Source organism: Agrococcus sp. AC640b, assembly GCF_979255995.1.
The window spans coordinates 41,549-53,761 of record NZ_CEEDMM010000008.1 but is presented as its reverse complement, the minus strand read 5'-3'; the positions used below and the strand labels follow the sequence as shown (position 1 = coordinate 53,761).

Sequence of the window (12,213 nt, the reverse complement as noted above, 5' to 3'; positions counted from 1 at the left end):
CATGCGCACGGCGCCGGTCGCAGCGGTCGTCAGGTGGTGACGTCCGATGACGCCTGACGAGCGTGCAGTGCTCGACGACCTGACCGCGCGTGCTCGAGCTGGCGACGCGTCGGCGCTCGGGGCGATGTTCGGGCGGCTGCAGCCCGTGCTCGTGCGCATCGCGCAGCGCGAGATCGGCAGGAGCCACGCGCACCTCGACGCCGACGACCTCGCCTCCGACGTCATGCTGCGGCTCATCGAGCGGTTCCAGGCGGGGCAGGGGCCAGACGACAACCCCCTCGCGTACCTGGCGCGCGCCATCCGCAACCGGGTGATCGACGTCCGCAGGTCGGCAGCGAGCCGCGACGTCGGCTCCGACGACTTCGCCGAGCTCGCGGACGCCTACGCGCGCATCGAGGATGCCGACGAGCAGCACCGCGTCGACGTCGAGGACGACCTCGCGGTCGTGCGGCTCGCGATGTCGCGGCTGCCGAGGCGGCAGCAGGTCATCCTCACCGCCGTCGCGGTCGAGGGCATGCGCCCGCGAGAGATCGCGGCGAGCACGGGCGTCGCGGCCAACACGGTCTCGGCGACGGCGAGCCGCGCACGCAAGGCGCTCGCGGTCGAGGTGCGTCGTGCGCTGCTCGAGGCCGAGGGAGTCGACGCATGCGAGGCGCACCGCGACGCGCTCGCGACCGAACGGCCCGCGGCAGCGGCGGCGCTCGCCCACCTCGAGGAGTGCGCGCGGTGTCGTGGCGCGCTCGCCCGCTTCGCCGCGCTGCCGTCGTTGCTCGCGATCGTGCCGCTGGCGGTGCTGTCGGGCTTCGTGGGCGAGACGGCCGCGGCGAGCGCGGCGAGCGGAGCCGCGGCCGCGGCGCCGGGTGGGACCGCGCTGGCTGCGGCAACGGCGCCGGTGCCTGCGGCCGCGGGCAGGACCGGGCGACGCGTCGGACTCGCCGCCGCGGGCCTCGCGCTGCTCGCGCTGCTCGCGGTGTGCTTCGCGCTCCTGCTGCAGCCGGATGCCGTCGAGTCCGACGGGGCAGACGACGCCGACGCCGCGTCGCCCACCGCCGAGGCGGGAGGCGACGCGGCCGATGCTCCCGCGACCCCGATCCCGACCGCGACCGCGACCGATGATGCGGCCGACGCCAGCGACGCGCCGTCGGCGGGCGCATCCGCGAGCCCGGTCGGGCTGGGCATCGACGTCACCGTCGGTGCAGGCACGACGACCATCGCGGTCGCCCTCGACCTCGAGGCCGGCGCCACCGTCGAGGGGCTGCTGGTCGCGCTGCCGTCGTCGATGCGGATCGTCGACGCCGGCGACTGGGAGTGCCCGAGCGGGGCGGGCGGTGGCACGTGCACCCCGGGCTCGCACACCCCGGGCTCGGCGACGATCGTCGTGGGTGCCGTCGATGGTGCTGCCGCCTCCGGCGAGGCGACGATCGAGGTGGCCGTCGTCGCCGAGGGCATCCGCGCCGAGGTGTCGTCGACGGGCTCGATCGTCGTCGAGCCGTGAGCGCGCGCTACGGCACGTCGAAGCGGCCCACGACGATGCCTGCCTCCTGCCCGCCTCCGAGGCCCGGCGCCTCGAGGATGCCCTCCCATCGGTAGGTGCGTCCGATGGCCTGGACGGTGACGACCCAGCTCGTCTGGTCGATGCCGCAGTCGGCGTAGAGGTTGAGCCGCACCTCGTACTGGCCGGAGGGTGCGTCGCCGGTCGGCCACGTCACGTTCTCGTTGCGGATGCCGTCGATCTGGCACGACGGGTTCGAGTCGAGGTCGAGCTCGCCGCCGGACGGCGAGGTCGTCGAGCCGTAGTAGATGGTCTCGCCCTCGGGGTCGACGACGTACAGATCGGCGTCGACATCCTCGTTCCACGACACGCTCACCTGCACGTCGCCCGTGCCCACCTCGACGATCGAGATGTTGGTCGCATCGGTGGCGCTCACGGTGCCCGAGGCGTCGACGACGGCGATGACCGCCGAGAACTCGGTCGACGGCGGCGTCTGCGACACCGTGACCACGATCGAGGTGCTCGTCGTGGGTGCCGCCAGGTCGATCTCGTACGAGCCCGGCCACGCGGTCGGGGTGGTCGACGACGCACCCGTGGGCCCCGCGCCGACGAGCACCGACTGGAACGGCTCGTTCGACGACACGACGATCTCGACGCTGCCGCCGTTGACGGCGATCGCGGCGTCGGTGACGGTGACGGCGTCGCCGGGGCCGGGCTCGACGGCGTCGCCGACGGTCGCGCCGACGCTCGCTCCACCGTCGGCCGTCGCGGACGTCAGGTAGTCGTCGAGCCGAGCGTCGGCAGGCGCCTGGGTCGACGGCGTCGTGCCGGTGGGGCCCGGGTTCGGGCTCGGCGGCGAGGGGATGCCGGGGATGCAGCCGGTGAGCGCCACGACGGCGGCGAGGATCGCTGCGACGTGGACGGCGGGGTGGCTGCGGTGGCTCGTGCGCATGGCGCGAGCGTAGGCCGCGAGGCTGGACGCGCGCATCGACCTGCGCGGGTCGCTTGACGGGGGAGCCGCGCGCCCCGTACCGTGACCTCACTGACAACGATGTCAGTCACGGCTCCAGGAGTTCCCATGCTGCACCGTCGCACCGCGCCGTCCCGTCGCACCCTCGGCCTCCGCGCGCCGCTGGCCGCACTGCTTGCCGCAGTGCTCGTCGCACCGCTCGTCGGCCTCGACGCCGCGGCGCCGGCCGTCGCCGCCGACCCGCCGTTCACGACGTCGTTCGAGACCTCCGACGTCGCAGCGCACCCCGTGCCGCCGTCGGAGGCGTACGAGCCCCCCGTCAACGTGCAGGGCTCCACGCTGCCGCCCTCGAGCCTCGTCTCGCAGCTCTCGGCCGTCACGGCCTCGAACGAGAACGCGCCGAACGAGACCGCGGCACGACTCTTCGACGGGGACCCGGGCACGAAGTGGCTCGCACGCTCCACCACCGCGTGGGTGCAGATGGACTTCGCAGCCCCCGTCACGGTGCTCACCTACGCGCTCACGACCGCCAACGACTCCGCCGACCGCGACCCCAGGGCGTGGACGCTGCAGGGCTCGACCGACGGCGAGACCTGGATCGACGTCGACGCGCAGTCCGGCCAGCTCGACGGCGCCGCGCGCTTCGCGACGTCGACGTACGCCCTCGCAGCGCCCGCGACGTACGTGCACTTCCGGCTGCAGGTCACCGAGAACCACGGCGCGACGCTGCTGCAGCTCGCCGACCTCGACCTGCGCGGCGACGACGCCGGCGCGACCGCGACCCCCATGCTCACGTCGCTCGGCGCGGGACCCACCACGGGCTACAACATCGCATCCGGTCGCGGCTTCGACGGCGTCGCCGCCGTGCAGTACCGCGGCCAGCACATCGGCGACGGTCCCGCGTCGAGCACGAACGTGCTCGTCGACGACCTCGACGTGCCGATCGCCGCCGACACCGAGCTCGCGTACGCCGTGCTGCCGACGCTCTACGGTGCCGACCTGCAGTACCCCTCGACGTTCATCGCACTCGACCTCGTGATCGAGACGGCGGCGGGCGAGACCGTGCGCATGTCGGGCGCGCAGCTCGTCGACCAGTACGGCTTCTCGGCCACCGCTGCAGGGCAGGGGGCGGCGAAGTCGCTCTACGCCGACCAGTGGAACCGCATCCGCGTCGACCTCGGCTCCTTCGCGGGCGGCACGGTCACGCAGGTGCTGCTCGCCTACGACAACCCGGGCGGCAGCGCGGGCACCCGCTTCTCCGGATGGGTCGACGACGTCTCGATCGCCGCCGCGAGCCCCATCGACGCCGCCACCGTGCTCGACCTCGTCGACACCCGCCGTGGCACGAACTCCTCCGGCGGCTTCTCGCGCGGCAACAACATCCCCGCGACCGCCGTGCCGAACGGCTTCAACTTCCTCGTGCCGATGACGAACGCGACGTCGCAGACGTGGCTGTACGACTACGCCTCGCGCAACACCCCGCAGAACCTGCCCGCCCTCGAGGGTCTCGGCATCTCGCACGAGCCGAGCCCGTGGATGGGCGACCGGGCGCAGCTCGCGTTCATGCCCAGCCTCGACACCGGCACGCCCTCCGGCACGACCGCATCTCGCAGGCTGCCGTTCTCGCACGACGACGAGATCGCACGTCCCGACGAGTACTCCGTCGCGTTCGCGAACGGGCTCACGGCGTCGATGACCCCCAGCGACCACGGCGGCGTCATGCGCTTCGCGTTCCCCGACTCCGCGAGCGTCGGCACCGTCATGGTCGACCAGGTCGCGGGAGCCTCGGGCCTGCAGATCTCGGCCGACGGCATCGTGACCGGATGGGTCGAGGGCGGCTCCGGGCTCTCGGCAGGCCACTCGCGCATGTTCGTGTACGGCACCTTCAGCGAGGCTCCCGTCGCGACCGGCATGGCATCGAGCCGCGCGTCGGCCGCGTGGGGCCGCTTCGACACCGGCGATGCGCCGCTCGAGCTGCGCTTCGCCACGTCGTTCATCTCGCTCGACCAGGCGCAGCACAACCTCGACCTCGAGGTCGCCGGCGTCACGTACGACGACGTGCGCGCGTCGGCCCGCGACCAGTGGATCGAGCGGCTCGAGGTCGTCGACCTCTCGGCATCGGATGCGACGGAGGCCGAGCTCGTGAGCTTCTACTCGGGCCTCTACCGCCTGAACCTCTACCCGAACTCGCAGTCCGAGAACACCGGCACCGCAGCCGAGCCGCGCTGGCAGTACGCCTCCCCGGTGCGCCCGCAGGACGGCGACGCGACGGCGACCGAGACGAACGCGCAGATCATGGACGGCCAGATCTACGTCAACAACGGCTTCTGGGACACGTACCGCACGGTCTGGCCGCTGTACTCGCTGCTCTACCCCGAGGTGACCGAGCGGCTCGTCGACGGCTTCGTGCAGCAGTACCGCGACGGGGGTTGGATCGCGCGCTGGTCGTCGCCCGGATACGCCGATCTCATGACCGGCACGTCGTCAGACGCGTCCTTCGCCGAGGCGTACACCTCGGGCGCGATCTCCACCGACCTCGCCGAGGAGGCCTTCGCGGCCGCGCTGCGCAACGCCACCGTCTCCTCCGGCAGCGACACGAGCCTCGAGAACCCCAACGCCGTCGGCCGGAAGGGCATCGCGACCTCCCCGTTCCTGCAGTACACCTCCTCGACCACCGGGCAGAGCGTGTCGTGGGGCCTCGAGGGCAACATCAACGACGCGGCGCTGGCCGACATGGCCGCCATGCTCTCGACCGACCCCGAGGTCGCGCCCGAGCAGCAGGCGATCTACGCCGAGCACGCCGTCTACCTCGACGCCCGTGCGAGCGACTTCGTGAACATGTTCGACCCCAACGTCGGCTTCTTCCAGGCGCGCGAGCCCGACGGCACGTGGCAGCTGTCGCCCGAGGAGTACGACCCCACCGACTGGCAGAACCACGCCTACACCGAGGCACCGGGGTGGACGTTCGCCTTCCACGCCCCGTTCGACGTGCCGGCGCTCGCGGCGCTCTACGGCGGCAGCGACGGGCTGGACGCCAAGCTCGAGGAGTTCTACACGACGCCCGAGACCGCATTGTCGAGCGGCATCCACGAGGCCTTCGAGGCCCGCGACGTGCGCATGGGGCAGTTCGGGTTCTCGAACCAGGTCTCGCACCACACCCCGTACATCTCGGCCGCGAACGGCGACCCGACGACGACGCAGGAGGTCGTGCGCGAGGTGCTCGCGAGGCTCTACGTCGGCAGCGAGATCGGCCAGGGCTACGCGGGCGACGAGGACAACGGCGAGACGTCGTCCTGGTACATCCTCTCGGCGCTCGGGTTCTACCCGCTCGCCCTCGGCTCCGGCGAGTACGTCATCGGCTCGCCGCTGTTCGACCACGCCGTCATCCAGCGCGACGACGACCGCGGCGGCGACCTGACGATCACGGCGCCCGGCAACGACGACGCGTCGATCTACGTCGGCGGCGTGAGCCTCGACGGCGAGGCCCTCGACGCGCCGCGCCTCGACCAGGCGGCGCTCGCCGAGGCGAGCGAGCTGACGTTCGCGATGCAGGACGAGCCCTCGGACTGGGGCTCCTCGAGCACGGCGGAGCCCGTGCACGAGCCGCTGACCGACGCCACCAACCGGTTCCTCAGCACCATCTCGACCGGCGCGGAGGGGCCGCAGGCGGGCGCGCTCGCCGACGACAACTCCACCTCGGAGGTGACCTTCGGCACCGAGACGCCCACGCTGCAGGTGCAGCTGCGCGGCGGCACCGCGACGACCTCGATCTACACGATCACGAACGGCGCCACCGGATCCGCGCCGACGAGCTGGACGCTGTCGGGCTCGAACGACGGCACGGCGTGGGAGGTCGTCGACGAACGCGACGACGAGACGTTCGCGTGGGCGACGCAGACGCGCCCGTTCGTCGTCGAGTCGCCAGGCGCCTACGCGCAGTACCGGCTCGAGGTGCGAGCCTCGAGCGACGGTCCGACGACGATCGCCGAGCTCGAGCTGCTGGGCGAGGTCGACCCCGGCCCCTTCTCGGTGACGCCCGTCGACGCGCTCACCGCGTGGGTCGACGTCGAGCTCGACGCACCCGTCGCGACCGTGCTCGGCGTGCCCGAGGGCGTCACGCCCACCGCGACCGTCGACTACCTCGATGGCGCAGGGCCCATCGACGCCGAGCTGCGGGCACTGCCCGTCGGCGGTGGCCTCGAGGTCGTCGCACCGCACGCGTTCACCGCCGCGGGCGTCTACGCCGCGACCGTCACCGTCACGGCAGGGGAGCTCGTCGCGAGCGCCCAGACGCAGGTGACCGTCGCCCGCCCATCCACGACGGCCGAGTCGATCGGAGCGCTCGCGAACGTCGACTGCTTCGCCGACCGCGCCGTCGGTGGCGACTGCGACGGGCAGGGCGCCGCGCTCGACGCCGCGCAGCTGCAGGCGGCCGGCATCGCGTTCGGCGAGGTCGACACCGTCGAGCTGACGACCGCCGCGGGCGCACGCACCTTCTCGTTCGTGCTGCCTGCGCTGCCGGCGGGTGCCGCCGACACGATCACGCCTGCAGGTCAGGTGCTGCCCGTGCTCGCCGGCGCCGACACCACCCACGTGTCGCTCGTCGGCACCGCCAACGAGGGCACGCAGTCCACGACCCTCACCCTCACCTACGCAGACGGCTCGACGCAGCAGATGCCGGTGACGTTCGGCGACTGGGTGGGCGGCACGTCGCAGCCCGCCGGCGGCAACGTCGTCGTCGCGACCGTGCCGGGAAGGCTCGTGGGCCCGGGCTCGGTCGACACGAAGCCGTCGTCGCTGTTCGCCACGGCGCCCTTCGCGCTCGCGACCGACGAGAGCGGTGCGCCGCTGCAGCTCGTGTCGATCACGTTCCCGGCAGCCTCCGGCACCCTCGCAGGCGGTCAGGTGCACGTCGCCGCCGTCGCGATCGACGGGCAGATCCCCGCACCCACCCTCGCGGTCGCACCTGCGGTCGAGGCCATCCAGGCCACGGCGGATGCCGAGCTCGACCTCGACCTCGCGACGTTCGACGGCGTGAGCCCGCAGGCCGAGCAGGTCACGGCCGTCGTCAGCTGGGGCGACGGCTCGCCGTCGGACATCGCACGCATCGACCTCTCCGGTGCCCAGCTCGACGCGCCGTCGGAGGTCGCGGCGAGCCTGCAGGCCGAGATCGCCGAGCAGGTCGTGCGCGGCTCGCACACGTACCTGGAGGAGGGCACGTTCACGGCGACCGTGACGGTCGACGACGGCGTCGCGAGCGCATCGACGACGATCCCCGTGACCGTCGCGCCCGCACAGGCCCCGACGCCTGCGCTCGCGGTGCAGCCGGGACCGTACCTGCCTGGGGCGACCGTCGTCGTCGACGGATCCGGCTTCGTCGGCGGCGAGGCCGTCGAGGTCACCCTGAGCGGCAGCGACGTCGTCGTCGACGCGACCGCGGGCCAGGACGGCACGTTCCGTGCCGAGCTCGACCTCGGCGACGTCGCCGACGGCGACTACGTCGTGACGGCGACCGGTGCGCAGTCGGCGACGCCTGCGACCGCGACCATCACGGTCGCGACGCCCGATGTGCCCTCGACGACGGTGCTGCGCGCGTCGGCGTCGACGGTCGAGATCGGCGACGAGATCACCCTCACCGCGTCGGTCTCGGTCGCGGACGCGGCCGCGACGAGTGGATCGGTCACCTTCTCGGACGGCTCGGGCATCGTCGGCACCGTCCCGGTGTCGCAGGGCTCGGCGGAGCTCGTGCTGCCTGCCGACGCGCTCGGCGACCGCACGTTCGTCGCGACCTTCGGTGGCGGCGACGGCGTGGCCGCGAGCGCATCGGCGCCCGTGACCGTGTCGGTCGTGCCCGACGTGAGCGTCGACGTCGCCACCCTCGCGGGCGGCACGCGGTACGAGACGAACGTGCTCGCATCGCAGGCGCTGTTCGCACCCGGCACGCCCGTGTACGTCACGGCCGGGCAGGGCTTCCCCGACGCGCTCGCAGCGGGTCCGGCGGCAGCGCACGACGACGCGAGCCTGCTGCTCACGCCCAGCGAGGCGCTGCAGGACGTGACGATGACGGAGCTCGACCGGCTGCAGCCGCCCAGCATCACGATCATCGGTGGGCCGACGACCGTGAGCGGCGCCATCGAGGACGCGCTCGAGCGGCGGTTCCCCGATGCCGACGTCGTGCGCATCGCAGGCTCCGACCGGTACGAGACGGCGGCGCTCATCGCGACCGAGGTGTTCGGCAGCGCCGAGACGGCGTTCGTCGCCAGCGGCGAGGTCTTCCCCGATGCGCTGTCTGCCAGCGGCGTCGCCTCGGCGATCGGCGACGTGCCGGTGCTGCTGTCGGCACGCACCGCGCTGCCGGACGTGACGGCGGAGGCGCTGCACGACCTCGGCGCGGAGCAGGCGTGGATCGTCGGTGGCAACCCGAGCCTGTCGTACGGCGTGATCCTCGCCGCGCGCGCCGAGACCGGCAGCGCGGAGCGCATCGCAGGCGCCGACAGGTTCGCGACGAACGCGGCGCTCGTCGAGCGCTTCATCGAGCCGGAGCAGCCGCAGGGGCTCGTGATCGCGACGGGCGTGAACTTCCCGGACGCGCTCTCGGCGACGGCGGTGGCCGGCGCCACTGGCGACCCGCTCCTGCTGACGCGCGACGCGTGCGCACCGGCACCGGTCGCGGCGCTCGTCACGGCGTACGCGCCCGACGAGGTCGTGAACGTGGGCGGCCCGCCGTCGCTGCAGCCGACCGCGTGGGTCACGCCCTGCGGGTAGGCCGTCCCCCGGCGCACGTCGGCGACCCGAGCGCATCGAGCGCGCGGGTCGCCGACGCGCGTCGTCGTGCGACGCTAGGGATCACGGGGAGGGAGGCGACGTGATGGCCGATGGCGAGCAGCCGATGCCGCAGCCCGACGAGCCTCGGGCGCGACGTGCGCCGACGCTCGCCGACGTCGCCGAGTCGGCGGGCGTGAGCATCAAGACCGCGTCGCGGGCGCTCGGCGGCGAGCCGCACGTGGCAGCATCCACGCGGCTGCGGGTGCGCACGGCGGCGGCGAGCCTCGACTTCCGCCTGAACTCCGCCGCGAGCCAGCTGCGCCGTGGCACGTCGGTGCGCACCGTCGGGCTCGTCGTCGGCGACCTCGCGAACCCCTTCTACATGGGACTCGCGATGGGGGTCGAGCACTGCCTGCGCGAGCACGGCCTGCGGCTGACGATGGCGAGCTCCGACGAGGATGCGGCGACGGAGGTCGCGATCGTCGAGGACATGGTCGAGCGACGTGCCGACGGCATCCTGCTCGTGTCGACCCTCGACGAGCACGGTGGCCTGGCGGCCGTGCGCGAGCGCGGCGTGCCCGTGGTGCTCGTCGACCGCGCCCCCCGCGGCATCGACGCCGACGCCGTCGTCATCGACAACCACGCCGGGACGGAGGCGGCGATCGAGTCGTTCGTGCGCCTCGGGCACCGACGCATCGCGTTCGTCGGCGACCTCGAGCGCCTGTCGCCGCAGCAGGGCCGCCACGCCGCGTACCGTTCGGCGCTGTCAGCGGCCGGCATCGCATCCGATCCGGCCCTCGTCGTGCGAGGCTCGCACTCGGCCGCGGCCGCAGAGGACGCGGTGCGGTCGCTCATGGCGATGGACGATCCGCCGACCGCGATCTTCACGGCGAACAACCGCGTGACGATCGGCGCGATCGGCGCGCTGCGCGATCGCGCCCACCCGCCGGCGCTCATCGGCTTCGACCACTTCGAGCTCGCGGATGCGCTCGGGGTCACGACCGTCGGTGCCGACACGGCCGCGCTCGGCCGCGACGCCGTGAGCCTGCTGCTGCAGCACGCCGACCCGGCGCACGAGCCCACGACGGTGACGGTGCCCGCGACGCTCGTGCCGCGCGGCTCGGGGGAGCGGCCGCCGGCGAGCGTGCGCTGAGCACGCTGCGCCGGCGACCAGGCTCAGGCGGTGCGGCGCCGCAGCACGATGCCGAGGGCCGTCAGCAGCATCGCCATCGCGACGATCCAGGCGACGGGTGCGAGGTCGGCGCCGGTCTCGGGCAGCGTGCCCCCGACTCCGCCCGCGCCCGGCGGGACGCTCGGGGCCGACGACGGGGGCGTCGACGGGGGCGTCGACGGGCTCGGCGACGTGGGCACGGCCGCCACGACGATCGACGCGCACGCGACCTCCGCGTCGTCGACGCATGCCTCGACGGGCGCGAGCGGGATGGTCGTCTCGCCCACGCTCGCCTCACCGGTCACGCGCACCTCGAGCGTCGATCCGGGCGTGGTCTCGGTGACGGTGCCCACGAGGGTGACGCTCGCCGACTCGCCTGCCGGGATGGCGCCGAGGTCCCACTGCACGACGCCGTCCTCGGCGACGCCGCCCTGGCCGACCTCGGCCACCTCGAGGCCCTCCGGCACGACGGCGACGACGTCGGCGGCGTCGAGGTCGACGGAGCCCGTGCTCTCGACGACGGTGGTGACGGTCACCTCGTCGCCCGGCTGCGCCTCGTCGACGTCGGTCGTCGTCTCGACGGTGGCCGAGGGCACCTCGACGCCGACGTGCCACGACGAGTCCTGCGCCGTGGGCGCCGACGCGCCCGCGATGGCTGCGCCGCGCGAGTCGACCGGCGATCCCGTGACGGTCGCCGTGTTGGCGTGCTGGCCGTCGACGACCGTGCCCGTCGCCGCGCAGCTCGCCGAGTCGCCGACGGCGAGGGACGGGACGACGTTCGTGCCGTCGCCGCAGTCGATCGCCGCCGCCTCCACCTGGTCGTCGGTGACCGTGACGCCCGCGAGGTCGGTCGTGCCCGTGTTCGTCACCGCGAAGCCGTAGGCGACGTCGCTGCCGATCGGCAGGCTCGGCCCGGGCTCGGCGGCGACGTCCTCGCCGTTCGTGGTCTTCACGATCGTGACCGCGGGGGCCGGTGCGGCCGTCGGCAGCAGCAGGCCGAAGCGCGTCACGCCCGCGCCCTGCCGGTTGGCGAGCTCGAGCGAGAGCGTCGACACGGGCTGGGTCGTGACGAAGACCTCGATCATCGTGCGATCCACGCACTGCGGTGCGATGCCGTAGGCGTTCGTCTCGGCGTCGTAGGTGACGGTGGGCGGGTCGGTCGCTGGCGTGCCCGAGCCGATGACGCGGTACTGGTAGTCGAGCCACGGGCCCGTCGCATCCGACGCGGCCGAGAACCGCTCGTCGACGCCCCCGGGGGTCGGGCCGTTCTGGCACACGTCGACGTCGGCGACGGCGAGCCGGGAGCCGGCAGGCAGCACGCCGCCTGCGAGGCCCGAGAAGTCGAAGGCGTACGAGAAGGACCAGCGCTGGATCTCCTGCTCGATCGCGAAGCCGCTCGTGAGCGTGTCGTTCGCGCCCGGCCAGCCGGTGGGCTGCGCCGTGGGCGCGACGGGCGAGGAGGTGATGAGCGCGCCCGTGGTGCCCGTGGCGCCCGCCTGCAGCTGCGTGACGTCGAGCGCGACGGTGCCCTCGAGGGCGGGGTCGAGCACGCGTCCGGATGCGCCGGCGGGCTCGTGCACGCGCAGGTCGAGGCTCGTCGACCCCGTGATGGGGGTCTCGACGACGGCGGTGCCGTCGCTCGTGACGGGCTCGAGCCCCGCCCACGTGCCGCCGGGCGCCTGTGCGCTCGATGCGAAGCGCGCCGTGATCGGCTCGGGGGCGGCCTGGGCGGCCGCGGGAGCCAGCAGCGTGACGCCGAGCGCCGCGACGATCGTGGCAGCGGACGCGGTGCGGATGCGCATGGGTCTCCCTCGC

Annotated in this window: 5 protein-coding genes; 3 read left to right on the top strand and 2 right to left on the bottom strand. The window is 73.6% G+C overall.

Features of this window, described 5'->3' with window-relative positions; genetic code table 11:
• Positions 1–67: 67 nt before the first annotated feature.
• Positions 68–1,495, top strand: coding sequence for an RNA polymerase sigma factor (locus ACZ6H8_RS04905; RefSeq protein WP_464145022.1), 1,428 nt, complete (start codon positions 68–70; stop codon positions 1,493–1,495).
• A 7-nt stretch (positions 1,496–1,502) separates the two neighbouring features.
• Here the strand turns inward: ACZ6H8_RS04905 and ACZ6H8_RS04900 are convergent, their stop codons facing one another.
• On the bottom strand, positions 1,503–2,444 hold the full coding sequence (locus ACZ6H8_RS04900) for a YfaP family protein (protein WP_464145017.1): 942 nt from the start codon (positions 2,442–2,444) through the stop codon (positions 1,503–1,505).
• 126 nt (positions 2,445–2,570) lie between these two features.
• On the opposite strand from ACZ6H8_RS04900, the gene ACZ6H8_RS04895 reads away from it, so the two are divergent.
• Together ACZ6H8_RS04895 and ACZ6H8_RS04890 are read left to right on the top strand one after the other, a co-directional pair.
• A complete protein-coding gene (locus tag ACZ6H8_RS04895; protein WP_464145015.1) occupies positions 2,571–9,227 on the top strand; it encodes a GH92 family glycosyl hydrolase in 6,657 nt (2,218 codons plus the stop codon).
• Positions 9,228–9,330: 103 nt separating this feature from the next.
• Entirely contained in the window at positions 9,331–10,380 is a 1,050-nt protein-coding gene (locus ACZ6H8_RS04890) for a LacI family DNA-binding transcriptional regulator (RefSeq protein WP_464145012.1), read from the top strand.
• 23 nt (positions 10,381–10,403) lie between these two features.
• Here ACZ6H8_RS04890 and ACZ6H8_RS04885 read toward each other — a convergent pair whose 3' ends face one another.
• Positions 10,404–12,200 (bottom strand): DUF7507 domain-containing protein, encoded by a 1,797-nt coding sequence (locus ACZ6H8_RS04885; protein WP_464145011.1) that lies wholly within the window; start codon positions 12,198–12,200, stop codon positions 10,404–10,406.
• Positions 12,201–12,213: the final 13 nt, after the last annotated feature.